This is a genomic window from Burkholderia ambifaria AMMD (assembly GCF_000203915.1).
Lineage (GTDB): Bacteria > Pseudomonadota > Gammaproteobacteria > Burkholderiales > Burkholderiaceae > Burkholderia > Burkholderia ambifaria.
The window spans coordinates 1,543,762-1,570,170 of the sequence record NC_008390.1; the positions used below are offsets into that span (position 1 = coordinate 1,543,762).

Consider the following 26,409-nt stretch of genomic DNA (forward strand, 5'->3'; position numbering starts at 1 on the left):
GCGGTTCGTTGGGGGCGAGCGAGTCGCGGTCGCGGCTCGCTCGCCGTTACATCGGCATGCGCAGTCGTTCGCGATATGGCACATCTCCTCAGCACCAGCATTTTTTTTGCCTGGGCCGCTCTCGTTGCTGCCGGTGATATTCGATTTCGGCTCGTTCGGAATTCGCTTGTCATCTGCGGAGGCACTGCTGCGCTCGTCAGTTCACTGATACACGCAAATCCATTTGGTATTTCAACCGGGCAGGCATTGATCGGCATGCTGGTCGGTTTGGTCAGTTTCTTCCCGCTTTTTGCGATGCGCGTCATGGGTGCGGCGGACGTCAAGGTATTCGCGGTCCTCGGTGCGTGGTGCGGTTTGCCGATATTGCTTTGGCTGTGGGTGATTGCCAGCCTTGCCGCCGGCGTGCACGTCCTGGGATTGATGCTGCTCACTCGCACGCCGCTCGGCGCGTTATGGGTGCGCGGATTGCCGGCAATGGCGCTCGCCGGACGGCGCTCGACACCGTACGCGGCGTGTCTCGTCGTTCCCGCGGCCATTTGGCTGGGCTATCTGGTCGTTACCTGGAGCGGGCGATGAAACGTCAGTATCGACCGGCCGCGTGCTCGAGGGAGCGAGGAGCGACTGCCGTCGAATTCGCGCTGGTATTTCCGCTGTTTTTCCTGATTCTGTACGCGATCGTGACCTTCGGGCTCATTTTCGCGGTTCAGCAGAGCCTCACGCTTGCGGCGACCGAGGGCGCGCGTTCGGCACTGAACTATGTGTATGAGGCCAACGGTTCGGGCTCGCAGGCGCTGACGGACCGGGCGAGCGCGGCAAAGACGACGGCTGCCGGCCTCACGTCATGGCTGGCCCATGTCCAGATCCCCACGCCGGTATCAGGAGCCTGCAGCTACGACCCGGCGATGTATTGCGTGACAGTCACGGTGACCTATCCGTACCAGGCGCATCCGCTGGTTCCGTCGCTGCCGTTGCTGGGTCTCGTCACGCCGGCGCAGCTTACCGGCACGGCCACCGTCCAGATCAATCCGGCAACCATCCTATGAGCCGGGCAGCATACACAGCGGGTCACATGCACACAGCGGTGTCCACGCGCGAACATAACAACATCAATCTACGGCACCGACATTCACCATGGCCAACAACTTGACGAAGATCATCGCCGGGCTGCTGATCGCAATCGCAGTCCTGCTCGGGATCTATGCATGGACGCTTGGCCGCGCGCCGGCTCATCCGCCGGTTGTGGCAACGCCGACCGTCGCGGCGCAATCGGTGCCGCTCGTCGTGGCCGCGCGCGTGCTGCCGGCCGGCCAGCCGATTCCCGCCGATGCATTGAAGCTGGCACAGGTGCCGATGATGCCGACTGGCGGGTTCAGCGATCCGACGGCCCTTGTCGGTCGCGTGCCGGCGAACGACATTCTTGCCGCAGCGCCGGTGCTCGAAGGCGCGTTGACCTCCGGACTGGCCGACCAGGTGGCGCTTGGTGAGCGTGCCGTCGCCGTGAAGGTCGACGAATCGAACGCGGTCGGCAACCGGCTGCGGCCCGGCAACTTTGTCGACGTGTTCCTGAATCTGCGGCGTGACGGATCCGGCGGCGCCCAAGTGAATTCGGAGATTCCCGCTACGCAGGCGCGCCTGCTGCTGTCGAGGGTCCGTGTGCTGTCGTTCGGCGATGCGACCTCCGATCGCGACGGCGGTGGCGGACCGGGCGGCGCGGTACGGACCGCGGTGCTCGCCGTGCCGACCGCACAGGTCGATGCGCTCACGCTCGCCGAGGCAAGCGGTCGTCTGACGCTCGCGCTGCGCAATCCGCGCGACACCGAAATCGCGACACAGACGGTCGCGGTTCGTACGGGGGGCGGGGGCGCGACGCCGTCGGCGCAGGCCGCGAGCGGCGTATGGCTGGACGACCTGTCGGGTGGGCGTGCGCGTGCTACACCCCGCGCGCCGGTTGTCCCGCGCGCGCCTGTGATGGCCCGGGGGAGCGGCAGCAGTATCGAAGTCATTCGTGGCGGGCGTGCCGAAACGGTTGCCTATTGACATCAACGTACGATCATCGACAGCAGCTACGGAACAGAGAAGGCCGCGCGACGGCCCCGACACAATGACAAACAAACTGATTGCATACGCGATTGCTATCTGGGCCATGACCTTTGGTGTCCTGACGGAGGCTGCCGGTACAAACGCGTCGATTGACCTTGCGGTCGGCTCGCAACGACAGGTCGCTGCCGGCCGCACGCTGCAACGGATCGCGGTTGGCGATCCCGCCGTCGTCGACGTGCTGGTCATGAAGGGGAGCCATGCCGGATCGGTACTGCTGGTTGCGAAGGCACCGGGTTCGACGAACGTGTTGTTGTGGGAGCGGGGCCGCGACGAGCCGACGGTGTGGAACGTCAATGTCGTCGATGCGGCCGCTCAGGCGGCACTGGATGGTTCGGCGCCGAAGGTCAAGGGATACGGCGGAGCCGCGGTCCTGTCCGGCTCCTCCGCGTCGCTCGACGCGCATGAACGGGCCGTGGCCGTCGGCAAGCGGATGGGTGGCAAGGACGGCACGGTAATCGATGCGTCGACGGTCGGTAACCGGAGCGTCGTGCAGGTCGACGTGCGCGTCGTCGAATTCAGCCGCTCGGTGCTGAAGGAAGCGGGGCTGAACTTCTTCAAGCAGAGCAACGGATTCGCGTTCGGTGCGTTTTCGCCGGGCGGTCTTCAGTCCGTGACGGGCGGCGCGACGTCGGCCTTCGCGGCGACGGGCGGCATTCCGATTGCGTCGGCGTTCAACCTGGTCGTGAATTCCGCCGGCCGCGGCATTTTCGGCAATATTTCGATTCTCGAAGCGAACAACCTGGCCCGCGTGCTTGCGCAGCCGACGCTGGTAGCGCTGTCGGGCCAGAGCGCGAGTTTTCTCGCAGGCGGCGAAATTCCGGTACCGGTGCCGCAGGCACTGGGCTCGACAGCGATCGACTGGAAGCAGTACGGCGTTGGTCTCACGCTGACGCCGACCGTGCTGAGCCAGCACCGGATCGCGCTCAAGGTCGCGCCCGAATCGAGTCAGCTCGACTTTCAGCACGGCGTGACGATCAACAGCGTGTCGGTGCCGGCCATCACGACCCGGCGCGCGGATACGACGGTCGAACTGGGCGATGGCGAGAGCTTCGTGATTGGCGGCCTGATCGACCGCGAAACGATGTCGAACATCAGCAAGGTGCCGGTCCTGGGCGATCTGCCGATCATCGGTGCGTTCTTCAAATCGTTGAATTACCAGCAGAACGACAAGGAGCTGGTGATCATCGTGACACCGCATCTGGTGGCGCCGATCGCGAAGGGCGCACCGCTGCCGGCGACGCCGGGTGAGCTGTCCGAGCAGCGCGACGGGCCTGTCTGGCGCTCGTATCTTGGCGGTATCGCGTCGCCGGATGCCGCGCCGGGATTTTCGAAATGACCGCACGGCGCGGCATCGCGCGATACGGATTCGGGGGTATTCAACATGAACGCGAGAACCCTTTCATTGGCTGAGCCCGCCGTGACTGATTATTTTGTATGCGCATCCCACCAGGACGAGCATCTGCGCTGGCTGCGGGATACGCTCGTCTCGGCCGGCATGGTGGAAGCGGTATCGCTGGAGCCCGGCGCGCTGGCCCAGCGCATCCTCGGGCTCAACCCGGCGATCGTCTTCATCGATTTTTCCCGTGCCCAGGCCGAAGCGAGTGCTGCCGCCGCGGCGGTGCGTCTTGCACATCCGAGCCTGCCGGTGGTCGCGCTCGGTACGTTGGCGCAGCCGGAAAGCGCGCTCGCGGCGCTCCGGGCCGGCGTGCGCGATTTCATCGACGTTTCTGGCAGCGCGGAAGACGCATTGCGTATCACGCGCGGACTGCTCGAGCACGCCGGCGCGGAACCGGCCAATCGCCACGGCAAGCTGGTCGCGCTGCTCGGTGCGCGCGCCGGGATGGGCGTGAGTACGCTCGCATCGAATCTCGCCGTATGGCTGCACAAGCGCGGCGCTGCCGGCATCGTCGCCGGCGACGCGCCTGCCTTCGGTGTTGCCACGCCGCATGCCCGGCAAACGGCGCTCGTGGATCTGGGTCTGCCGGCGGGCGATAGCGCACTCTTTCTCAACACGCGTTGCGAATTCCATTTTGTCGAGGCCGTGCGCAACCTGCGCCGCATCGACCGGACCTTCGTCAACACGGCCCTCGCACGACACGCGAGCGGCGTCGCGTTGACGACGCTGCCGCCGAACCTCGCCGATTTGCGCGACGTGTCGTACGCGGCCTGCGTCGGCCTGCTGAACCGGCTGCGCGCCTTCTTCGATCAGCAGATCGTCGATCTGGGCGGCTTTACCAACCTGGAGTTCGTCGCGCAGATCGCGGCGGTTGCCGACGAGGCGTGGCTGGTCTGCGATCAGGGCGTCGCGTCGATCGTCTCCGCGGTCGATCTGCTCGAGGGGCTGCGCGATGCAGGGATGGACCTCGGCAAGATGCGTCTCGTCGTCAACCAGTACGACGCGGCACTGAGCCTGACGCCGGCCCAGATCGCAGACCGGCTCGGCATCGCGTTGCTGGCGACGCTGCCTGCGCGGCGCGTGTCGATCGGGCAGGCGGCCAACCAGGGGCGACTCATCGTCGACATGGCCGAGCGCGACCCGTATGTGCGTGCGCTAGAGCCGCTCGCGGAGCGACTGGCAGGCACGGTGGCGCCGGCAAAGAGCGCCGCTTCGGGCCTGTCCGTGCTCAAGCGTTTCATTCAACCTTCGTCCAAGCGTTCGTAAGCGATGGCACACGACATTCAATTTGCGGACGGCGCCGCGCCGTTCTCCCAGTCGCAGCAGTTCCATGACATCAAGAATGCCGCGCACGAACATTTGCTGACGCGCATCGAGGAACTGGGGGCCGAGTTCGGTCGTTGGTCGCGCCAGGCAATCAACCAGTTCGTCGACCTGGAAATCGACAGCTTCGTGCGTTTGCGGCGCATCCCGCTCAACGAGAACGAGGTCAGGACGATTGCCGAGGCGCTGACCAAGGAGCTTGCCGGGTTCGGGCCGATCGAGGACTTGCTCGCCGATCCGCATGTCGAGGACATCCTGATCAACGGCTACAACGACATCTACGTGTCGCGCCACGGGATCCTGGCCAAGCTGCCGATCCGCTTTACCGATAACGCGCACCTGCTGCGTATCGTGCGACGCATCCTTGCGCCGATCGGCCGACGCCTGGACGAATCGAATCCGATGGTCGATGCGCGCCTGCCGGACGGCGGGCGTGTCAACGTGGTGATCGAGCCGCTGTCGATCGACGGGCCGGTCGTGTCGATCCGGAAATTCCGCAAGGATCCGCTCAAGCCGGCCGATCTGCTCGGCAACGGCACGTTCAATGCGGAGCTCGGCGCGCTGCTCGAGGCGGCGGTCGAGGCTCGCTGCAACATCCTCGTGTCGGGCGGCACGAGCTCGGGCAAGACTTCGCTGCTCAATGCGCTCGCGTTCCACATTCCCGAGCCGGAACGCGTCGTGACGATCGAGGATACGGCCGAACTGTCGCTGAATCACCCGCATGTCGTGCGCCTCGAAAGCCGGCCCGGTGGCTTCGACGGCACCGGCGTCGTGTCGATTCGCGATTTGCTGCGCAATACGTTGCGGATGCGCCCGGACCGGATCATCGTGGGCGAAGTGCGCGGCGGCGAGGTGCTCGAAATGCTGCAGGCCATGAACACGGGCCACGACGGCTCGATGGGAACCGTGCATGCGAGTTCGCCGCGCGAGTGCCTCTATCGTCTCGAGATGCTGGCCGGCTTCGCCGGGTTCCAGGGCACCGAGTCGAGCCTGCGCCGGCAGATCGCGAACGCGATCGACTTCATCGTGCAGATTGGCCGTCTGTCCAACGGCCGGCGCCGGATCCTGTCGATTACCGAGGTAACCGGCCTGTCGGACAACATCATCGCGACGCAGGAACTGTATCGCTACGAGGCGCGCGTGACGCCCGAAGGCGAAGAAGTCGACACCTGGGAATCGCTCGGCATTCATCCGCACTCGCCGAAGCTCGCCCGCTTCCGTCAGACACTGCAGGGCGGCTTCGGCGGTAGCGGCGGCGGTGGCGGATTCGGCGGCGGATTCGGCCGCGGCGGCGGGGGTTTCAATGTATAGCGTGCTGGCAATGGCGCTTCTGCTCGTGGCCGCCGCGCTGATGCTGTGGCGGCACGGCGAGATGAAGCGCGATCGCGCCGACGTGCAGCGCTTCATCGACAGCCGGATCGAACCCGGCGCGCGAGCGGGCGGTGTGCGTCAGCAGCAAGCCCGGCCGGCGGCGCCCGCCGCGGCGCGCGCGTCAGCCGGCGTGCCCGCTTCGCAATGGGCACGCTGGCGTGCCGTCGCGACCGAGTATTTCGCCAACGTGGCAAGCCGCGCGGGAATCGAGGACGCGCGCGGCAAGGCGCTGCTTGCGCTGCTGGCGTTGACCGGGGCGGCGTTTGCCGCCGGCGATCGGGGCGGCTGGCTCGGCGGCATCGCCGCGCTCGTCTGCGGCGCCGCGCTGCTCGTGTTCTGGCTGGTGTCGCGCATACATCGGCGGCGCCAGATGATCGTTCGTCAGTTGCCGTCGTTTCTGGACGGCATCGTGCGGCTGGTGACGCTGGGCAATAGCGTGCCGGCCGCGTTCCAGGCCGCGCTGCAGACCACCGAGGCGCCATTGCGCGGCTGCCTGGACCATGTGTCGAGGATGCTGCGCACGGGCGTCGAGATCGACCGCGCGATGATGCATATCGCGAACGTGTACCACACGAAGGAGTTCGAACTGGTCGGGTCGGTGCTGCGGCTGTCGGTGCGGTACGGCGGTCGCGCGGACATCATGCTCGACCGGATGTCGACGTTCATGCGCGACCTCGAACAGGCCGAGCGGGAACTGGAGGCGATGTCGTCGGAAACGCGTTTGTCTGCATGGGTGCTCGTCATGCTGCCGATCGCGATCGGCAGCTTCGTCATCGCGACCAATCCGCTCTACCTCCAGTCGATGTGGAACGATTACACCGGTCGCCAGTTGCTGGTCCTCGCTTTCATGCTGCAGGCAGCGGGCGGGATCTGGCTTTATCACATGGCCAAACTCAGGTGACGGCATGACAGCCAATCAACTTGGTTCGCTCGCACTGGTGCTTGGGGCGCTGGGCATCCTGTTGCTGGCGCTGCTCGCGATCCGCAGCGCGCATGCGCAATCGCGCAGCGGCCGGACACTGACCGACGCACTCGAGCGGCGGCTTGCAGCGCTGGCGGCCGCGAGCGGGCGGGCGGCCCAGGATGCGGACGAATCGTTGCGGAAGGAGCCGGCCGGCCGGCAGGCACCCGGTCAGCCGTCGCGACTCGCGCAAATGCAGGCACGTCTGTCGGTGTTCGGGATGCGCTGGCTGGATACCGGTGTCGGTCGGCTGGTCGTGGCCGAAGAGGATCGGCTGCTGCTCGAGCAATGCGGTTTTGTCGATACGCGCACGCGCGGCTTGTTCCTGAGTGCGCGGATCGCCTGCTCGATCGTCATTCCGCTCGCATACATCGGCGTGGTCGGGCCGCATGTGAGTGGCACGCAGTGGTGGCTGGGCGTGGGTATTTCGTTCATCGTCGGATTCATGGTGCCGAAGCTCTACCTGAGGCGCCGTGCCGCGAAGCGTCGACAAGCGGTGACCGACGAGTTGCCGCTGCTGGTCGACATGCTGCGTCTGCTTCAAGGGGTTGGCCTGTCGCTCGATCAGAGTATTCAGGTCGTCACCAACGACTTCAAGGGCATGATGCCCGTGCTCTCGTCGGAAATGGAAATCGCCCAACGGCAGTTCGCGGCGGGGCGAACACGCGAGCAGTCGTTGCAGCGGTTGTCTTCGGGCTTTGAAAACGAGGATCTGCGCGCCATCGTGCGATTGCTGATACAGGTCGACAAGCACGGCGGCGCGGTCCAGGAGCCGCTCAAGCAGTTCGGCGAGCGCTTGCGCGAGGCCCGTCGCGCGATGCTGCGCGAGCGCATCGGTCGGTTGACGGTCAAGATGACGGGCGTGATGATCGTGACGCTTCTGCCCGCGCTGCTGATCGTGACGGCCGGGCCGGGGATGATTTCGGTGTTGCGTGCGCTGAACCAGGCGCAGCACTGATGCAGGGAAGGGAAAGGACGGAAAATGAAACGCATCGATGAAGTCGCGAAAGTGGCCGGCATGGTGGCGATGGCTGGCCTGCTCTGCGCGTGTTCGGCGTTCAAGGAAAGCGGGTACGGTGTTGGCCCGCAAGCCGAGCGTGCGGCATTGATGGACGCCGCGGCCCAGAAACAGTCAGCACCCGATACGCCCGGCATGTATCTGGGCCTGATCGAGCGGATGCAGTCGCAAGGACTGTATTACGCGTCGCTCGCGCATATCGATGCGTACGAGAAGCAGTACGGTGCGTCACCGCAGACCATCCTTCTGCGCGCCGATGCGTTGCGCATGACCGACCAGCCGGCCGCGAGCACGGCTGTCTATACGCAACTGCTCAACACGCCGCTGGCGTCGCGCGGGTATCGCGGGCTGGGGCTGATCGCCGGTGCGGCGGGCGATTTTCCGCGCGCCGCGCAGGCATTGGCGCAGGCGACGGTGCTGGCACCGACCGATGCCGCGACGCTGTCGGATCTCGCCTACGCAAAATTGCGCGGCGGTGATATCGACGGTGCGCGCATCCCGTTGATGAAGGCGGCTGAACTCGACCAGAACAATCCAAAGATCATCAGCAACCTGGTGCTGTACCTGCTCGCGTCCGGCCGTGCGCGCGACGCGCAGCGGCTCATGGCACAGCAGAAGCTGTCGGCCGACGTGCGCAACGACATCCGCGGCGACGCGATGAAAATCACGGCGGCAGCGCGTGCGTGGCGCCGCGCGGCACCGCCATCGGCCTCGGTCGCGACGGTGACGCCGGTCGGCTCGGGCAGCGTCGTCGACGTGTCGGGCGCCGATGTCTCGCGGCGGCCGTCGCCCGTCGCAAACATTCAGGGATTCGATCCCACCGCGCCGTTGCTGCAACGGTTCGCACAATGACAAGGCATTCGGGGGGAAGTGACATGACGAACGACAAACGTTTCAATCGACGCCTTGCAGGGCTGCATCGCGGCATCACAGTGGTTGCATTGCTGGGGGCCGCGACTGCGGCACATTGCCAGGAGTCGATGCCGTCGGCGGCGGAAGTCGGCCATGCGACCGACGCGCTGCTCGCGCTGCAGCGGGACAACCGTGCGGCCGGACCGGCGTTGCCGATGTTGGGTGATACCGCGTCGCTCAGCTACCAGCGCTATCTCGATTCGTTCAAGCACAAGATTCCGGAGTCGATGGGGTCGCCGGTCAACGCGAACGGCAGCGGCGGGGCCGGCGGACAGCATTCCATGCAATCGTATTGAGCGGGACGGTAATGATCGCGGCTCGCCATTCATCGAATCGAGTGACCGGACGGGGGCGCGCCGCGCCGCGGCGACAGCGCGGCGCGGTCGTCGTCATGGCGTCCGTATGGATACTGCTGGCGATGGTCATTCTCGGTTCGGTCGACATCGGCAACGTCTTCCTGGCCCGCCGCGACATGCAGCGCGTCGCCGATCTCGCGGCGCTGGCGGCGGTCCAGCGGCTGGACGATGCGTGTGCGAACGTGACGAGCGTGGCCACGAGCAACGCGTCGACGAACGGCTTTTCCGTCGGCGGCACCACGACCCTGTCGGCCGATTGCGGTTATTGGGCACCGACTGCCACCGGGACGTCGAGCAGTTTCTATTCGTCGAAGACATCGGTTCCCATGCTCACCCAGCTGAATGCGGTCCGGGTCACGATTTCCAAGTCGATGCCGTATTTCTTCTTCGGACCGACGCGCACCGTGATCGCCACGTCGACCGCAAAGGCGACCAACATCGACACGTTCTCGATCGGCGCGACGCTGGCCGCCGTCGGTGGAGTCGGCTGCTCGGGTGTGCCGACCGGCAATCCCGGTCTGGTGAATGCGCTGCTGGGCGCGCTGCTGCAAGGCCAGGGCGGTACGCCGCTGACGCTCAATCTTGCGTCCTATCAGGGCCTTGCCTGCGCGAACGTCAAGCTGGGTGATATCGCCGTCGCACTGCAGTCGCTGTCGGTGGGCAACGGGACGATGGGCGGGCTGGTGAATGCGCAGGCATCGGTCGGCACGCTGCTCAAGGCGACGGTGGCGGCAGTCGGGAAGACGACCACCCTCGGCACCGCTCTGCAGTCGAGTGCTACCGGCGCACTGAACAACATCCTCAACCTGAGCCTGCTCAGCAATACCAGCATCAACGTCGCGCGCCTGACCGGACAGGGTGCCACGTCGCTGCTCACGCTCGGCCTCGCGAATGCGGAGGCGGCGGCCGATGCGACCGTGAACGTGCTCGATCTCGTGATGGCGATGGCGCAGATCTCGCAGAGCGGCAAGCCGGGCGTCGTAATCGGCGCGAATGTGCCGCTTGCGCTGCCGAACGGCACTTCCGTATCGATCGCGCAGTTGCAGGTGCAGGTCATCAGCCCGCCGACCATCGCGGTGGGCGAAGGCGGGAAGGACGCGACCGGCGCGTGGCGCACGGTCGCGACGAATGCGCAGATCGGCGTCTATCTCCTCGTCGACCTCGGTGTGAATCCGCTGCCGGTCGTGGCGTCCGCGAACGTGTATCTGCCGCTTTACGTGCAGCTCGGCGCGGGCAGCGCAACGCTGTTGTCGACCAATTGCCGGACCTCGCCGAATTCGGCCACGATCAGCGCGCAACCGAGCGTCGCGAATCTATGTATCGGCCAGCCGCCGCTCAGCGGCAACCTGCTCAACCTGCCGGCGACCTACAGCTGCTCGACGCCCGCCACGGTGCTAGACGTGAAGGTACTGGCGGGCGCGGTCGAGGTGTCCGCGACCGTCTCCAATGTGTCGGTGGCGCTGGCCGGCAACACGGCGACCAATACGTTTTACGGGCGGGGCGGAAGCGATCCGTCCTACTACTGGACCACCAACACGAATGCGCTGGGTTCAGCCGTGAGCAATGCATTGGCGGGCCTGAGCTCGGCCACGATCACACCGAAAGTGGAGCTGCTGTTCGGATTCGTCACCGTCCCGCTCACAGCGGATTTTGTTCCGAAACTGCTAGGGGTCCTGACCGGTGTTTTGAGCCCGCTGTTGAGCGCGCTGGACGGTATCATCGATCCACTGCTCGATCTGCTTGGCGTCCAGCTCGGTGCCGCCACGGTACATCAGATGTCGCTGACCTGCGGCGCTGCGCAAACTGTCAGTAATTAGAGAAGCAAGACCACCCGATGAGAAACACGCCCGCAATCGCAGAACTCGATCTGTACGTCTGGGAAGGCAAGGCGGACATTGTCGACCGCGTTGCCCGCTGCATGGCGAGCTTCGACGTCGAAGTGATCCGCGCCGACAATGCGGAAATCTCGCCGGAGCGCGCCGCATTGCGGCCCTCGCTCGCGATCATCAGCGTGACGATGATCGAAACCGGCGCGGCGTTCCTGCGCGACTGGCAAGCCAACATCGGCATGCCGGTCGTCTGGGTCGGCGCGGCGCGCGACCACGACGCATCGCAGTATCCGCCCGACTATTCGCACATTCTGCCGCTCGACTTCACCTGCGCCGAACTGCGCGGGATGATCGGCAAGCTCGTCACGCAGCTGCGCGCGCACGCGGCCGAAACGCTGCAGCCGTCCGAACTCGTCGCGCACTCGGAGTCGATGCAGGCGCTGCTGCACGAAGTCGACACATTCGCCGACTGCGACACCAACGTGCTGCTGCACGGCGAAACCGGTGTCGGCAAGGAGCGCATCGCGCAATTGCTCCACCAGAAGCATTCGCGCTATCGCAACGGCGAATTCGTGCCGGTCAACTGCGGTGCGATCCCCGACGGCCTGTTCGAATCGCTGTTCTTCGGGCATGCGAAAGGTTCGTTCACCGGCGCAGTCGTCGCGCATAAAGGCTATTTCGAACAGGCGGCGGGCGGCACGCTGTTCCTCGACGAAGTCGGTGACCTGCCGTTGTACCAGCAGGTCAAGCTGTTGCGCGTGCTCGAGGACGGCGCCGTGCTGCGCGTTGGCGCGACGTCGCCGATCAAGGTCGATTTTCGTCTGGTCGCGGCCAGCAACAAGAAGCTGCCGCAGCTCGTGAAGGACGGCCTGTTCCGCGCGGATCTGTACTATCGGCTCGCGGTGATCGAGCTGAGCATTCCGTCGCTCGAGGAGCGGGGCGCGGTCGACAAGATCGCGCTGTTCAAGTCGTTCGTCGCGGAAGTGGTGGGCGACGAGCGGCTCGCGCAGCTGTCCGATCTGCCTTACTGGCTCGCGGACGCGGTCGCGGACAGCTATTTCCCCGGCAACGTGCGCGAACTGCGCAACCTCGCGGAACGCGTCGGCGTGACGGTGCGGCAGACTGGCGGCTGGGACGCGGCGCGGCTGCAGCGGCTGGTCGCGCATGCGCGCAACTCGGCGCAGCCGGTGCCGGTGGAAAGCGCGGCGGAAGTCTTCGTCGACCGAAGCAAGTGGGACATGAACGAGCGCAGCCGCGTGATCGCCGCCCTCGACGCAAACGGCTGGCGGCGCCAGGATACGGCGCTGCAGCTCGGCATCAGCCGCAAGGTGTTATGGGAAAAGATGCGCAAGTATCAGATATTCGACGAAGAGCCCGAGACCCGCGAAAGCGAATAATTAATGAGATAAAATCGCGCTGCATTACAACGATACGGGCGGGGAATAAAAATTCATGAGCCATATGACGGGGTTGGCGCGGGCGTGTGTGTTGCTCGCGATGATGGGAGGCGTGCAGGGCGCGTACGCGCAGGGGCTGGCCGGCAATGGAGCGCCGGCGGTCCAGCAGGCGTCGGCGCCGGTGGCGGCGATTCCGGTGCTGGACCAGCAGGTGCAAACGTCGGTGCAGCCGCAGGCGGGCGACACGACCGGGCCGAGCACGGTTGACGAGCTGCAGCGCCAGATTCAGGCGCATTCGCTGACGGAAATGCGCACGAGCTATAACGGCAGCTACGGCGCGAGCCTGCTGTTCAGCGTGAAGGACGGTGCCTATTTCGTCGCGCTGTTCCAGCAGAAGGCGTTCTGGCGCGTGATCAAGAGTTACGACGAAACGCGGGCGGAAGCGATCTATCGCGATTTCTCGCATCAGGCGGAACGGCTGGCCGTCAACGAATTGCGTGCGGCGAAGCTGGAATCGCAGAAGGCACAGACGGACCGGCAGATCGCGCTCACGCAGGAGCGGGCGCGGCGTCTGCAGGCCGACATCTCCATCGCACGCGAGCAGCAGGCCGCGGTCGTGGATCGCCAGAAGAGCGTCCGCAATGAAACGGCGGCGCTGCAGGCGCAACAGGCGGAGCTTCAGTCGCAACTGCGCGCATTGCAGCAGCAGGTGCGTTCGCTGCAGCGCGAGGCCAACGCGGGCTTGCCGGCGACGGCACACTGAGCGATCACGGTACGGCCGGTGCGGCGACATGCCGCGCCGGCTCACCAGGAAAAAGGGCAAGCCGGTTGGCTTGCCCTTTTGTCTTACTGGCCGTCCGGCACGATTCGCCGGCGGCGCGTGACGATCACCGGCCCGTTGCCGCCGCGGGTATCGGACGGCGACGTGCTGCCCGATGCGTCGCCGGTGTCGCGCGGCGCGCTGTAGCCTTCACGCGGTTCACGCGGAGCGCTGTAACCCTCGCGGGGCGCGCCATAACCCTCGCGCGGTTCGCGGGAGCCATAGCCTTCGCGCGGTTCACGGGAGCCGTAGCCTTCACGCGGCTCGCGCGAGCCGTAGCCGCCGTCGCCGCGGGATTCGCGGGAGCCGCCGTGCGAGCCGTACGGGCTGTGACCGCCGCCTTCGCGGCCGCCCGGCCGACCGCCGGTGCGCGGGCCGCGGGGGCCGCCGCCGCCCGGGCGCGAGCCGCCCGTATCGAGCTGGATCGTGGAAATCGCACGCTTGTAGATGCCTTGCAGACCCACGGGGGTGCGCAGCATCACCAGGTACTGGTCGAACGACTCGATACACCCCGTCAGACGAATGCCGTTGACGAGATAGATTTCAACACGCTTACGTTCCTTGCGCGCCGAATTGATGAAGTCGTTTTGCGGATGGGATTCTGCGGGATTGGCCATTGAGGTGCGGCAGGAGCCTGCGTCAGAGAATATGTTGTGCGTGTGGATGGCGTGGTCGCCCACCAAGTGTTTGGCGGGATTTTACCCTGTTCGTTCCAGCAGCGCGCGCTCGTGATTGTGTCGAACCGTAACCCACTATAGACGGTCCAGCGCGTTTTCGCGATTCGGCCAAATGGCGAACGCCGTTTCGTTACGTCGCGTTACGACTCTCGCAGCGGCGTAGCACCTGGCCCGGCGCGGCCGGCTTATCTTCATCGCGCGTGCCGGGCAGGCCGGCGGATCAGGGAACGGAAACATGAACAAGAGGGGATGGGCGGTATCGATCGGGAGCGTGGCGCTGCTCGCTTCCGCCAGTGCAATGGCGCACGTCGACCTGTCGGTGGGCGTCGGCGTGCCGGTCGCGCCGGTCTATGTCGAACCGGCGCCGGTCTATGTGGCGCCGCAGCCGGCGGTGGTCGCGTATCCGGGCTACGGATACGGTTACGACGGCGACGAGGACGACGACCGTTACCGGAAATGGCGCAAGCACTATTACAAGCGTTGGCACAAGCATCATCACGACGATGACGACGACTGAGCGCGACACGCGGCACGCTGTTGACGCTCAGAACGCGTAGTCCGGGTTTTTCGGGTCGAACGCGGATTCGTCGAGCGGGGCCGGCGCGATCTTCTCGATGACGATCCGCTCGAAGATCCTGCCGTCGTTGTCATAGGATTCGACGGTCCGGAAGTAGGGCGCGTGCAGGTCGAGCCCCAGCGTTTCCTTCTTCGCGTAAAACTGCGGCCGGCCGGTCGGCGTCTCGTAGGTGAGCGCGACGACGCGCACACCGCCGATCGTCTTCGCTTCCACCTGCGTCGGCCGCTGCACGCCGGCCTCCTGATATTTCTTCCCTTCGGTCAGGTACAGGTTCGTGATGAACTCGGTGCCGAGATCCTTCACCTGGTGATTCGACTGCGCGCGCGCGAGTGCGCCGTCGAGCGCTGTCCACAACGGAATCTTGCCGAGCAGGCCGCCGAGATGGCCGTACATCTCGTCCTTGCGCAGGGTCGTGTCGTAGATCGTCTCCTGTCCCGCATGCGCGCCGCCCGGCAGCCATTTCGCATAGACCCGCAACGGCTCGCGGGTGGTTTTCACGAGCATGCGATCGGGCGTGTCGGACCATTTCCCGCTGATGCGTTCCTGCCGCACCATCGTGAACTGGTACGACGGATAACCGTTCGGACCGTTGCGGATATAGAGCGGCACGGCGAGCGGATCGAGCGCCTTGAACAGCGTCGTCAGCGTCGCATCGTCGAGTTGGGCGAGCGTGCCGCGCTGGGCGGCCGTGCGCAGCCAGCGGGCCTGCTGCGCGGGCGGCTCGTGCGTGACCTTTGCCAGCTCGGCCGGCAGGGCGGTCGCCTGCGCCGCGCTCGCGGCATCGGCCGTTTCCTGCGCATGCAGGCCCGGCTGCGCGAGCAACAGCAACAGCATGCCGGCGACCGCAGCGGCGGCATGCGTAGCACGTGTCGCGCGGCGCTTGTGTCCTTCGTTCATCGACAGTGTCTCCCGGAGCGATGCGTCGTTCAGCCTTGTTTCGCGGCCTTGATCCTGGCGAGCTCCTCGTCGCGCAGCGCGCGGCGCAGGATCTTGCCGACGTTGGTCTGCGGCAGCGCGTCGCGGAACTCGACGAACTTCGGCATCTTGTAGCCGGTCAGGTTCTTGCGGCAGTGCGCGAGCACGTCGTCGACCGTCAGCGTCGGGTCGCGACGCACGACGAAGACCTTGATCCGTTCGCCCTGGACTTCGTCCGGGATACCGATGGCCGCGGCTTCGCTGATGCCCGGATGCATCACCAGCACTTCCTCGATCTCGTTCGGGTACACGTTGAAGCCCGACACGAGGATCATGTCCTTCTTGCGGTCGATGAGGCGGATGAAGCCGCGCTCGTCCATCACGCCGATGTCGCCGGTGGCGAGCCAGCCGTCGGCGTCGATCACCTTCGCGGTCTCGTCGGGCCGCTGCCAGTAGCCGCGCATCACCTGCGGCCCGTGCACGCACAGTTCGCCCGGCTCGCCGACGGCGGCCCAGGTGCCGTCCTCGCGGCGAAAGCGCACGAGCGTCGACGGCGCGGGCAGGCCGATGGAGCCGCTGAATTCGCCCATGTCGTTCAGGTTCACCGGATTCATCGTGACGATCGGCGAGCATTCGGTGAGCCCGTAGCCTTCGACGACGGGCCGGCCCGTGACCTGCTGGAAGCGCTCCGCGACCGCGCGCTGCATCGCCATTCCGCCCGCCATCGCGAGCTTGAGCTGCGAGAAGTCGCGCTTGCGGAATTCCTCGTTGTCGAGGAACGCGTTGTACAGCGTGTTGATGCCGGTGATCCCGGTAAACGTTTCGTTGCGGATGATCTTCATCACCATCTTCATGTCGCGCGGGTTCGCGATCAGGATGTTGCGCCCGCCGAGCCCCATGAAGATGAACGCGTTCACCGTCAGCGAATAGATGTGATAGAGCGGCAGCGGCGTCAGCACGGTCTCGACGTCGCCCGACACCTGATCGGCGATCCACGCCTTGGCCTGCAGCAGATTCGCGATCAGGTTGCCGTGCGTGAGCATCGCGCCTTTCGCGACGCCGGTCGTGCCGCCGGTGTATTGCAGGAACGCGAGATCGTCGCGCGTCGTCGGCACCGGCTGCGGTTTGCCGCGCGCGCCGAGCGCGAGGGCGGAGCGCAGCCGGATCGCCTGCGGCAGGCTGTAGTCAGGCACCAGCTTCTTCACATGCTTCAGCACGAAGTTGATCAGGCGTCCCTTCGCATTGAAACCGTCGGCGAGCAGGTCGCCGAGCGCGGTGACGACGATGTTCTTCACCTGCGTTTCCGGCAGCGCTTCCTGCAGCGTGCGCGCGAAGTTCTCGAACACGACGATCGTCTGCGCGCCGCTGTCCTTCAGCTGGTGCGCGAGTTCGCGCGCGGTATAGAGCGGATTGACGTTGACGACGATCGCGCCGGCCTTCAGCGTGCCGAACAGCGCGACCGGATACTGGAACGTGTTCGGCAGCATGATCGCGACGCGGTCGCCGGGCTTTACGCCCATGCTTTGCAGATACGACGCGAACGCGTCGACTTTCTGCGCGAGCGTGCGGTAAGTCATCGATGCGCCCGCGCTCACGTACGCGACCCGCTCGGCGAAGCGCGTCGTGCATTCGTCGAAGAACTGCACGAGCGACGTGTATTGCGTGACGTCGATCTCGTGCGGCACGCCGGGCGGATACGACGCGTACCAGACGCCGTCGCTGTTCGGCGGGAGCTGGGTCGTTGCGGTTGCTGCGGATGAGGACATGATGTGTCTCCAATGCTGTGCGGTGGACGAGCGTCGGCGCTTCAGCGCGTTGCGCTCGTCCCATGCTTTTCGTCGACGAAAGCCGGCCAGCCGTGGCTCCCGCCGCATGACATTCGTACAGCCCGGGCCGGCGCATCAACGCCGGCCCGGGCCGCCCAAATCGTGAATCGCCGCCTGCGCGGCGTGACGGAATCAGTTCGCCGAATGTGCGGTCGCCGTATCGGCCGTGGCCGCACCCGGCGACAGCCCGAACGCCTCGCTCGCGCCCGCATCGTCGAGCACGGCCGCGAAGATCGACAACTGCGTGCTGTCGGGCATCGGCGCCTTCAGCGCGGCGACGATCAGCGAGGACAGCCGCGCGATCATCTGCACGTCGTTCATCGTGCGGCGTTGCGAGAATTCGTCGATCAGGCTTTCGGTTTCGGCACCGGCCAGCGCGCCGGACAGCGCGCCGATCGCGAAGTGCAGCCGCCAGCCGAGCTCCGTGCGCGGCAGATGCGGCAGCGCGCGCTGGAACGCATCGAAGAAGCGGCCCGCGACGCTCGCATAGTGCGCGGTCAGGAAGTTGCGCACGAACGGCGACGGGTCGGTGTACGCGCGGCCGATCAGTCGAAGGAACGCGGGGCCGCCGCGATCGGGGTCGCGCGACGCCTTCAGCGCCGGAATGAACATCGCGCCGAGCACGTGCTCGCAGGTGATGTGCGCACCGAGCTGCGCATCGAAGCGGTCGAGGATGCCGAGGCGCTCCTGGTTAAGCTGGTCGAGCCGACGCGACAGCATCGCGTGGATCAACGCTTCCTTGCTGCCGAAGTGGTAGTTGACCGCGGCGAGGTTCACCGCCGCGCGCGACGTGATCTGCCGCATCGACATCGCTTCGAAGCCATGCTCGATGAACAGGTCCTCGGCCGCGTCGAGAATGCGCGCCTTCGTTCCGCCGGCCTGCCGATTGCCGGGTGCCCGCGTCCCGGACGCCCGTCCCGCGGACGATCGTCCCTCCTGAGTTACTGCCATGTCCCGCCTCCCTATGCCGGTCGCGCGGCCGCGAACAGGTGATTTGATTATGTAATTCAAACAGCCGTTTTTATTAAGATAAAAAAACGCAGGCGGCGCGGGCAAGCAGGGAATCTGGACAAATTCCTCTAGTTCGATGTGCAACTGCGGGATATATCGCGCGCGGCCCCGGCGCGGCGGGCCCCACGCGATGATGCAATGCGGCAACGCGCGGGTTCAGCCGACGGCGGTACGCGTATTGACCGATTGCGTCATGTCGATGCCGCGGCGTTCGCGGCTGAATATGATCAGCACGGCGATCAGGACGGCGACGGTGCCGGCGACGAGCGCGAGCGCAAAACTGTAGTTGTTGCCTTGCGAAACCGCGAGCGACGCCTGCATCGTCGCGTTACCCGAGGCCAGCAGGTTGCCGAGCTGGTAGACGACCCCGGGGAAGGTCGCGCGGATCTCGTCGGGCGAGATCTCGTTCAGGTGGACGGGGATCACGCCCCACGCCCCCTGTACCGAGATCTGCATCAGGAATGCGCCGGCGGCGAGCGCGACCGGCCCGCTCGAGAACGCCCACAGCGGCAGCACCGGCAGCGCGATCAGCGCCGCGACGAAGATCGCGCGCCGGCGGCCGATCCGCTCCGAGATCGCGCCGAACGACAGGCCGCCGACGATCGCACCGAGGTTCAGCACGATCGTGATCCACGACACGGTGTGCGGATCGAAGTGATGCTGTTCGCGCAGGAAGGTCGGGTAGAGATCCTGCGTGCCGTGCGAGAAGAAGTTGAACGCAGTCATCAGCACGATCGCGTAGATCGTGAGCTTCCAGTTCTGCTGCAGCGTCGCGCCGAGGCTCGGCCGCGGACGCTTTTCCATCTGCTTCCACGCCGGCGACTCGGGCACGTGCGCGCGCACGTACAGCACGAGCAGCGCGGGCAGCACGCCGACCATGAACATCCCGCGCCAGCCGATGTACTGGTAGAGCAGGCCGAACACGACGGACGCGAGCAGATAGCCGCTCGGATAACCGGCCTGCAGCAAGCCCGACACGAAGCCGCGCGCATGGGTCGGCACGGTTTCCATCGTCAACGCGGAGCCGACGCCCCATTCGCCGCCCATCGCGATGCCGAACAGCGCGCGCAGCACCAGCAGCGCGGTCAGGCTCGGCGCGAAGCCCGACGCGAGTTCGAGCAGCGAATAGCATGCGATGTTGACCATCAGCGTCGGGCGGCGGCCGAAGCGATCGGCGAGCCGGCCGAAGATCAGCGCACCGATCGGGCGCATCGCGAGCGTCAGCGTGAGCGCGAACGCGACGGCGGGAATCGTCGACGCGAATTCGGCGGCGATGTCCTTCAGCACGAAGACCATCAGGAAAAAGTCGAATGCATCGAGCGTCCAGCCGAGGTAGGCGGCGATCGTGACGTTGCGTTGTTCGCGGGTCCAGCTCATGTCCGAGATCTCCTCGTTGGGCTTCTTGCGCTCACGATCCGAAGGCGGATGCCGGCCCGGCTGGCGCGCGGCGCGGGGGCATGGGATCGAGTGTAGGCGGCGACGCCGTTCGATGTCGGGCGCGATAACCGTGAATCGGGAATAATCCCTACGAAATGATCTGTTGAGCAAGCAGAAACGATGGCGTGCGAGACAAGCGTCAGCCATCTGTATCCTTCCGGAAGGCTTTTTGTAGCAGTGATGTAATGCGTGATGCGCACAATGCGCATCGCCCCCGAATCAGGAGTCCCGATGACCGAACCTTCCGTGGCCGCATTGCCTGTGCTCGAGACCGAGCGGTTGTGGCTGCGCCCGCGCGTGCTGGCCGATCTCGACGCGAGCATCGAGATGGATCGCGATCCGGAGGTCACGCGCTACATCGCGGGCCCGTGGCATGACCCGGACAAACATCGTCGCTTCGTCACGCACCGGATCACGCGCGACTATCCGCCGGGCCTCGGCTACTGGTCGATCTTCGAGAAGGCCGCGCCCGACACGTTCATCGGCTGGATCCTGCTGATTCCCGACTATGCGAACGGCGCGCGCGACGTCGAGATCGGCTGGCGGCTCGTGCGGGCGGCGTGGGGCCGCGGCATCGCGTGCGAGGCCGCCGCGGCCGTCGTGCGTCATGCGTTCGACACCGTGCGGCTGCCGCGCGTGATCGCCGATATCGCCGAGGCGAACACGGGCTCGCTGAACGTCGCACGCAAGCTCGGGATGCGGCGCGTGGGCGTCGTGCACGACGGGATTCCGTACGTGCGTCATCGTCTCGAGCGCGACGACCTGCGAGCATGACGCGGTGACGCGAGGCGGTGCGATGGCGACGCCGGTTTGTTGGCGAAGGTTAAGCGCAGGCTTATCCTCGTCGCGAGGGATTAGCAGTTCGCACGATCAGGAGTATCGTTGCCGGAAATTCCCAACATGGGGTACGACCATGGCACTCGGCAACGACGTTCATCTCATTCCCGTGCGGCTCGACGCATTGCGTCCGACGCAAATGACCGTCGGCTATCGCGAAGTGAAAGCGAAGCGCAGGCACTGGAAAGCGCTCGACAAGCGTGCGCGCAAGGCCGCGATCGACTCTCACTGGTTTCCGGCCGTCCTCGGCCCGGGCGGCCTTTACTACATCACCGATCATCACCATCTCGGCCTCGCGCTGATCGAGGAAGGGCAGACGCGCGTGAACGCGATGCTGCTGAAGGATCTGTCCTGGCTCGAGGACACGATCTTCTGGCGGATGATGGAACACAACCAGTGGGTGCATCCGTTCGGTCCGGACGGCTCGCGTCGCGACTACGCGAACCTGCCGAAGGTACTGACGGGGCTCGAGGACGATCCGTACCGCAGCCTCGCGGGCGAACTGCGCACGGCGGGCGGCTATGCGAAGGATGCGACGCCGTTCAGCGAATTCCTGTGGGCCGACTACCTGCGCCAGCACGTGACGCTCGACCAGATCCGCAAGAACTTCTCGAAGGCGCTGGACCTCTCGCTGCGCCGCGCACACGACCAGGACGCGCGCTATCTGCCCGGCTGGTCGGGTGTCATCGCCGCCAAACCCTGACATGCGCACGGCGCCTATCGCCTCATGACGACCGTCTCGCCCCGTCCGGATGCCGGCCCGCAGCATCCCGAGCATTTCGCCGCACTCGATGCGGCAACGCCGCGGCCCACGCGGCGCATCGGCCTTGACGCGCTGGCCGGTCTGTCGATCGCCGGGCTGCTGATTCCGGAGGCGGTCGCATATGCGGGGCTCGCCAACCTGCCGCCGCAGGCCGGCCTCATCGCGTTGCTGTCGGGGCTCGTGGTGTATGCGCTGACCGGCAGCAGCCGTTTTGCGATCGTGTCGTCGACCTCGTCGTCGGCGGCCGTGCTCGCGGCGACCGTGCTGGCCGAATCGGGGATGGCGCTCGCCGCGCAGCTCGCGCTGGCGGCCGCACTCGTCGCGATGACCGGCGTGCTGTTCATCCTGGCGGGCGCGGCACGGCTCGGCGGCATGTCGGATTTCATCGCGCGTCCGGTGCTGCGCGGGTTCACGTTCGGACTCGCGCTGACGATCGTCCTCAAGCAACTGCCGAAGATCCTCGCGATCTCCGTGCAGCACAGCGATGCGCCGCATGTCGCGCTCGACCTCCTCGCCGGTGCGCCGCGTGCGAACCTCGCGAGCGTCGCGCTCGGCGGGAGCGCGCTTGCGCTGCTGTTCGTGCTCGGGCGCAGCAAGCGGGTGCCGGCCACACTCGTCGTGATCGTGCTGTCGATCGCGGCCGGCTATATGGTCGACTGGCAGCACTACGGGATCGCGATCGTCGGCCACATCGATTTCCAGCACCTCGCATTCGGGCTGCCGCAACTCGACCGCAACGCATGGATGCAGACGGTCGAGCTTGCTTTCGCGCTGATGCTGATCCTGTATGCGGAATCGTACGGATCGATCCGCAACTTCGCGCTGAAGCACGGCGACAGCGTGTCGCCGAACCGCGACCTCGTCGCGCTCGGCTGCGCGAACCTCGTGTCGGGGCTGCTGCACGGGATGCCGGTCGGCGCCGGCTACTCGGCGACAGCGGCGAACGAGGCGGCCGGCGCGCAATCGCGTTTGTCGAGCCTGTGGGCGGCCGGCGTGGTCGCGCTGATCGTGTGGCTGCTGCTGCCGCAGCTCGCGCGCACGCCGGAGCCCGTGCTCGCGGCGATCGTGATCTTCGCGGTCAGTCATTCGCTGCATCCGTCGGTGTTCCGGCCGTACTGGGTCTGGCATCGCGACCGGCTCGTCGTGGCCGCCGCGCTGCTCGCCGTGCTCGTGCTCGGCGTGCTGCACGGGCTGCTCGCGGCCGTCGGCGTGAGCCTGCTGCTGACGCTGCGCAAGTTGTCGGAGCCGAACGTCAGCGTGCTCGGCCGGCTGCGCGACGGGCACGACTTCGTCGACGTCGCGAATCACGCCGATGCGAAGCCGATACCCGGCGTGCTGATCGTGCGGCCCGAGGCGCAGCTGTTCTTCGCGAACGCCGACCGGATGCTCAATCGCGTGCGCGCGCTGCTGAAGGCCGCGCCCGATACGCATACCGTGATGCTGAGTCTCGAGGAAACGCCGGACGTCGACGGCACGACGATCGAGTCGTTGCGCACGTTCGCGGCCGAATGTGCGGCACGCGGGTTGCAGTTCGCGATCGTGCGGCTCAAGGAGCACGCGCTGCATGCGCTGAGTCGCGCGACCGACGACACGCTGCGTGACGCGGCGATGTCGGAGCTGAGCGTCGACGAGAGCCTGCAACTGCTGCAGGCGCGCGGCACTGTCGGGAAGGCAGGCGTGTGAGCCTGCGGGGCACGCGCGCCGGCTAGCGCTTCGTGCCGCCTAGTGCGATAGCGCGGCGTCGGCCGGTTCGGCGCGCGCGCGGCTGGCGATGACGTCGGCGACTTCGGCAGCGGTCGGCGCATACGCGCCCGCATGCGCGCAGGCGACCGCCGCGCAGGCTGCCGCGTAGCGCAGGTGGCCGGCGGCCGATGCGCCGGGATGCATGAGCTGGCTCGCGAGCCAGCCGCCGATGCTGGCGTCGCCGCAGCCGACGGTGTCGGCGACCTCGGTCGCGAACGCCGGCTGGAACAGCGCGGTGTCGCGGTGCAGGAGCTGCATGCCCGCTGCGCCGCGCGTGACGAGCACGGTCGCATCGGGCGCCCAGGCGCGCAATTGCGCGAGCGCGGCGGCTTCGTCGAGTTCGGGAAACAGGCCGCGCAAGTCCTCGTCGGATACCTTGATCCAGTCGGCGAGACCGGCCAGCGTGCGCAGCGTGTCGCGATACGACGGCGCGGCCATCGGCGCGCGATAGTTCGGGTCGAACGAGATCCGCTTGCCGGCCGCGCGGGCGGCCCGCACGACTTCGATCAGGCGCGGCGCGAGCGGCTCGCGCACGACGCCGAGTGAGCCCACGTGCACGATCTCGGCCGCGTCGAGCGCGCCATCGGGCAGGTCGGCCGGATCGAACGCGAGGTCGGCGCTGTTCTCGCCGATAAAGAAATAGTCGGGCGGCTGTTTCGACACGACCATCGCGAGCAGCGGCGGGCAATCGACCTGTCGGATGAAGCGCAGGTCGAGCCCCGCATCGGCGCTGCGGCGCATCAGTTCGTCGCCGAAGATGTCGCGGCTGACCGTGCCGGCGAACGCGGTCGGCACGCCGAGCCGCGCGCCGACGCGCGCGACGTTCCAGCACGAGCCGCCGGCGACGCTGCGCCAGTGCTGCGCATCGTCGCGGATGAAATCGGTCAGCGCTTCGCCGAATACGATCAGGCGGGGGAACGTCGTCGTCATGTCGAAATCTCGTGCCGCGGCGTGTCGCGCGGCGGTGCGGCGGTTGAGGTGGATGGACGGGCAGGGCGCGCGTCGCACGCGGCAACGCGGCCCGGCGCCGCCCGCGGTCGCGGGTCGCGCAGCGCGCTCAGCGCGGGCTGGTCCAGCCCTTGTAGCCCTTCACGTTGTCGCGCGTGACGAGCGTCGGCTCGATCAGGATCATCGGATTGGCCGGCTTCTGGCCGTTCATGATGCCGTAGCCGACGTTGACGGCCTGCTGCGCCATCGCCCACGGATCCTGGCTCGACGATGCCTGCACGAGCGTGTTGGACTTGAGCGCCACCTCGATGTCCGGCGCGCCGTCGACCGACGTGATCACGATGTTCGGGCGGTTCAGCTGTTTCGCCGCGAGATCGCTGCCGATCGCCTGCGGGTCGTTGATCGTGAACACGCCGTCGAGCTTCGGAAAGCGCGTCAGGTAGCCCTGCATCGAGTTCATCCCGCCTTCGCGCGAGCCCTTGCCGTCCTGGTCGCTCGACAGCAGCTTGATGCCCGGGTTCTTCGCGAGCACCGCCTTGCAGCCGTTCACGCGATCGATCACGGCCGACACCTGCGGGCCGTTCTCGATGATCACGTTGCCCTTGCCGTTGAGCTTCTTCGCGAGATAGTCGCACGCCAGCTCGCCGGCCTTCACGTTGTTGGTCTGCACGGTCGCGTTCGCGCCGGCTGCCGCGACGTCCACCGCGACGACCGTGATGCCGGCCGCCTGCGCCTTCTTCACCGCCGGCTCGATCGCTTTCGGATCGGTCGCGTTGAGCAGGATCATGTCGACGTGCGCGGAGATGAAGTTGTCGATCTGCGTGAACTGCTTGTTCAGGTCGTAGTCGGCCGATACCGCGGTTACTTTCGCGTTCGGGTTGAGCTGTTTCGCGCGCGCTTCGGCGCCTTTCACGATCGTGACGAAGTACGGATTGCCGAGCGATCCGACCGTGACGCCGATCGATTTCAGCGGCTTGTCGGCTGCGTGGGCGGCGGCAACGCCGAATGCGAGCGTGCAGGCGACGGCGGTCAGGGCGGCTTTGTGCTTGAACATGTCGTTGTGTCTCCGGAAGGTCCGTTGGCGGACGGGCGCAGGAGGACCTGCCTGCGCCCTGATGGTTAATTGTGAGGACTACGTGTCAGGTGCGGGCCGAGTCGCGCTGGCGATATCGGTCGAGCGCGACCGCGCCGATGATCACGAGCCCCTTGATGATGTACTGCCAGATGTCCGATACGCCGAGCAGCACGAGGCCGTTGGTCAGTACCGCGATGATCAGCGCGCCGATCAGCGTGCCGACGATCGAGCCGACGCCTCCGACGAAGCTCGTGCCGCCGAGGATCACCGCGGCAATCGCGTCGAGTTCGTACGACTGGCCGAGCTGCAGGCCGTTGGCCGCATAGAGCCGCGCGGACGACATCACCGCGCCGAGACCGGCGAGCAGGCCCGACGCCGCATAGACGAACAGCTGGATCGCCCGCACGTTGATGCCCGACAGCCGCGCGGCTTCCGGGTTGCCGCCGACCGAATAGATCCGCATGCCGAGCACCGTGCGGCGCAGGATGAACCACGACAGCGCGATCACCGCGCAGGCGATCACGACGAGCCACGGCACGCCGAGGATCGTGCCGTTGCCGATGAACGCGAACGGCAGTTGCGGGTTGAAGATGGTCGTGTCGTTGCCGATCAGGCGGGCGACCCCGCGCACGGCCGTCATCGCGCCGAGCGTGACGATGAACGGCGGCAGGCGCAGGAACGAGATCAGGCCGCCGTTGATCACGCCGAACGCGAGGCCGACGGCGAGCGCGATCGGCACGCCGAGCCAGCCCCAGCCGGGGATGGTCGACGCGAGCAGCGCGGCGACGGCCGACGCGGCGAGTACCGAGCCGACCGACAGGTCGATGCCGCCCGTCAGGATCACGAAGGTCATGCCGGCCGCGAGCACGATGTTGATCGATGCCTGCTGCGTGACGATCGACAGGTTCTGCAGCGTGAAGAAGCCGTCGGTCAGGAAGCCGAAGCCGATGCACAGAACCAGCAGCACCGGCAGCATGCCGGCGGTGCGCATCAGCGACTGCATGCGTGCACGATGATCGGCGCCGCGCATCAGCGGCGTACGGGTGGCCACCGGATGGGCCGTCGCGGAAGCGAGGTTCCGCTGCTTGGTCGGGTTGATCATTTCGGTACCTTGAAT

General features: G+C 66.4%; 25 protein-coding genes. 17 read left to right on the forward strand and 8 right to left on the reverse strand.

Going from position 1 to position 26,409, the window contains the following annotated elements; translation table 11 throughout:
- Window positions 1-75: 75 nt before the first annotated feature.
- The 13 genes from BAMB_RS07085 to BAMB_RS07145 all read left to right on the forward strand — a co-directional run bounded on the left by BAMB_RS07085 (window position 76) and on the right by BAMB_RS07145 (window position 13,426).
- A complete protein-coding gene (locus tag BAMB_RS07085) occupies window positions 76-576 on the forward strand; it encodes an A24 family peptidase (RefSeq protein WP_011656703.1) in 501 nt (166 codons plus the stop codon).
- Window positions 573-1,043: a TadE/TadG family type IV pilus assembly protein gene (locus tag BAMB_RS07090; RefSeq protein ID WP_011656704.1), complete on the forward strand. Its 471-nt coding sequence runs from the start codon at window positions 573-575 to the stop codon at window positions 1,041-1,043. The genes BAMB_RS07085 and BAMB_RS07090 overlap by 4 nt, the downstream gene beginning before the upstream one ends.
- 88 nt (window positions 1,044-1,131) lie before the next feature.
- Window positions 1,132-2,037, forward strand: a complete 906-nt coding sequence (gene cpaB, locus BAMB_RS07095; protein WP_011656705.1) for a Flp pilus assembly protein CpaB — start codon at window positions 1,132-1,134, stop codon at window positions 2,035-2,037.
- A 64-nt stretch (window positions 2,038-2,101) separates the two neighbouring features.
- Window positions 2,102-3,436: a type II and III secretion system protein family protein gene (locus BAMB_RS07100; protein WP_011656706.1), complete on the forward strand. Its 1,335-nt coding sequence runs from the start codon at window positions 2,102-2,104 to the stop codon at window positions 3,434-3,436.
- Between the two features lie 45 nt (window positions 3,437-3,481).
- The gene (locus BAMB_RS07105) at window positions 3,482-4,762 is read left to right on the forward strand and encodes a fimbrial protein (RefSeq protein WP_011656707.1); all 1,281 of its coding nucleotides are present in this window, start codon (window positions 3,482-3,484) and stop codon (window positions 4,760-4,762) included.
- Between the two features lie 3 nt (window positions 4,763-4,765).
- Complete coding sequence (locus BAMB_RS07110; protein WP_011656708.1) at window positions 4,766-6,130, forward strand: TadA family conjugal transfer-associated ATPase; 1,365 nt, start codon at window positions 4,766-4,768, stop codon at window positions 6,128-6,130.
- Window positions 6,123-7,091 (forward strand): type II secretion system F family protein, encoded by a 969-nt coding sequence (locus BAMB_RS07115; RefSeq protein WP_011656709.1) that lies wholly within the window; start codon window positions 6,123-6,125, stop codon window positions 7,089-7,091. Before BAMB_RS07110 ends, BAMB_RS07115 begins: the two co-directional genes overlap by 8 nt.
- Window positions 7,092-7,095: 4 nt before the next feature.
- Complete coding sequence (locus BAMB_RS07120; protein ID WP_011656710.1) at window positions 7,096-8,109, forward strand: type II secretion system F family protein; 1,014 nt, start codon at window positions 7,096-7,098, stop codon at window positions 8,107-8,109.
- 24 nt (window positions 8,110-8,133) lie between these two features.
- Window positions 8,134-9,021 (forward strand): tetratricopeptide repeat protein, encoded by an 888-nt coding sequence (locus BAMB_RS07125; protein WP_011656711.1) that lies wholly within the window; start codon window positions 8,134-8,136, stop codon window positions 9,019-9,021.
- A gap of 23 nt (window positions 9,022-9,044) precedes the next feature.
- Window positions 9,045-9,377: a DUF3613 domain-containing protein gene (locus BAMB_RS07130; RefSeq protein WP_011656712.1), complete on the forward strand. Its 333-nt coding sequence runs from the start codon at window positions 9,045-9,047 to the stop codon at window positions 9,375-9,377.
- A 95-nt stretch (window positions 9,378-9,472) separates the two neighbouring features.
- Window positions 9,473-11,254, forward strand: coding sequence for a TadG family pilus assembly protein (locus BAMB_RS07135; RefSeq protein ID WP_127456351.1), 1,782 nt, complete (start codon window positions 9,473-9,475; stop codon window positions 11,252-11,254).
- Window positions 11,255-11,271: 17 nt separating this feature from the next.
- A complete protein-coding gene (locus tag BAMB_RS07140) occupies window positions 11,272-12,663 on the forward strand; it encodes a sigma 54-interacting transcriptional regulator (RefSeq protein ID WP_011656714.1) in 1,392 nt (463 codons plus the stop codon).
- 55 nt (window positions 12,664-12,718) lie between these two features.
- Window positions 12,719-13,426: a DUF2968 domain-containing protein gene (locus BAMB_RS07145; RefSeq protein ID WP_011656715.1), complete on the forward strand. Its 708-nt coding sequence runs from the start codon at window positions 12,719-12,721 to the stop codon at window positions 13,424-13,426.
- Window positions 13,427-13,509: 83 nt separating this feature from the next.
- Here the strand turns inward: BAMB_RS07145 and hfq are convergent, their stop codons facing one another.
- Window positions 13,510-14,100, reverse strand: a complete 591-nt coding sequence (gene hfq / locus BAMB_RS07150; protein WP_011656716.1) for an RNA chaperone Hfq — start codon at window positions 14,098-14,100, stop codon at window positions 13,510-13,512.
- A gap of 295 nt (window positions 14,101-14,395) precedes the next feature.
- Between hfq and BAMB_RS07155 the strand changes: the two genes are divergently transcribed.
- Complete coding sequence (locus tag BAMB_RS07155; protein WP_011656717.1) at window positions 14,396-14,677, forward strand: hypothetical protein; 282 nt, start codon at window positions 14,396-14,398, stop codon at window positions 14,675-14,677.
- Between the two features lie 27 nt (window positions 14,678-14,704).
- Here the strand turns inward: BAMB_RS07155 and BAMB_RS07160 are convergent, their stop codons facing one another.
- From BAMB_RS07160 to BAMB_RS07175, 4 genes are all read right to left on the reverse strand, one after another.
- Entirely contained in the window at window positions 14,705-15,634 is a 930-nt protein-coding gene (locus BAMB_RS07160; protein ID WP_011656718.1) for a DUF1571 domain-containing protein, read from the reverse strand.
- Between the two features lie 29 nt (window positions 15,635-15,663).
- Entirely contained in the window at window positions 15,664-17,418 is a 1,755-nt protein-coding gene (locus BAMB_RS07165; RefSeq protein WP_011656719.1) for an AMP-binding protein, read from the reverse strand.
- 192 nt (window positions 17,419-17,610) lie between these two features.
- Window positions 17,611-18,429 carry a TetR/AcrR family transcriptional regulator gene (locus tag BAMB_RS07170; RefSeq protein ID WP_011656720.1) on the reverse strand — a complete coding sequence of 273 codons (819 nt, stop codon included), beginning with the start codon at window positions 18,427-18,429 and terminating at the stop codon, window positions 17,611-17,613.
- A gap of 216 nt (window positions 18,430-18,645) precedes the next feature.
- On the reverse strand, window positions 18,646-19,866 hold the full coding sequence (locus BAMB_RS07175; RefSeq protein WP_011656721.1) for an MFS transporter: 1,221 nt from the start codon (window positions 19,864-19,866) through the stop codon (window positions 18,646-18,648).
- Between the two features lie 291 nt (window positions 19,867-20,157).
- Here BAMB_RS07175 and BAMB_RS07180 point away from each other — a divergent pair, with 291 nt between their 5' ends.
- The 3 genes from BAMB_RS07180 to BAMB_RS07190 all read left to right on the forward strand — a co-directional run bounded on the left by BAMB_RS07180 (window position 20,158) and on the right by BAMB_RS07190 (window position 23,209).
- Window positions 20,158-20,700 carry a GNAT family N-acetyltransferase gene (locus tag BAMB_RS07180; protein WP_011656722.1) on the forward strand — a complete coding sequence of 181 codons (543 nt, stop codon included), beginning with the start codon at window positions 20,158-20,160 and terminating at the stop codon, window positions 20,698-20,700.
- Between the two features lie 139 nt (window positions 20,701-20,839).
- Window positions 20,840-21,466, forward strand: coding sequence for a ParB-like protein (locus BAMB_RS07185; RefSeq protein ID WP_011656723.1), 627 nt, complete (start codon window positions 20,840-20,842; stop codon window positions 21,464-21,466).
- Between the two features lie 24 nt (window positions 21,467-21,490).
- On the forward strand, window positions 21,491-23,209 hold the full coding sequence (locus BAMB_RS07190; protein ID WP_011656724.1) for a SulP family inorganic anion transporter: 1,719 nt from the start codon (window positions 21,491-21,493) through the stop codon (window positions 23,207-23,209).
- Between the two features lie 39 nt (window positions 23,210-23,248).
- Here BAMB_RS07190 and BAMB_RS07195 read toward each other — a convergent pair whose 3' ends face one another.
- The 3 genes from BAMB_RS07195 to BAMB_RS07205 all read right to left on the reverse strand — a co-directional run bounded on the left by BAMB_RS07195 (window position 23,249) and on the right by BAMB_RS07205 (window position 26,394).
- Window positions 23,249-24,199 (reverse strand): carbohydrate kinase family protein, encoded by a 951-nt coding sequence (locus BAMB_RS07195; protein WP_011656725.1) that lies wholly within the window; start codon window positions 24,197-24,199, stop codon window positions 23,249-23,251.
- Window positions 24,200-24,326: 127 nt separating this feature from the next.
- The gene (locus BAMB_RS07200) at window positions 24,327-25,271 is read right to left on the reverse strand and encodes an ABC transporter substrate-binding protein (RefSeq protein ID WP_011656726.1); all 945 of its coding nucleotides are present in this window, start codon (window positions 25,269-25,271) and stop codon (window positions 24,327-24,329) included.
- An 85-nt stretch (window positions 25,272-25,356) separates the two neighbouring features.
- The gene (locus BAMB_RS07205) at window positions 25,357-26,394 is read right to left on the reverse strand and encodes an ABC transporter permease subunit (RefSeq protein WP_011656727.1); all 1,038 of its coding nucleotides are present in this window, start codon (window positions 26,392-26,394) and stop codon (window positions 25,357-25,359) included.
- Window positions 26,395-26,409: the final 15 nt, after the last annotated feature.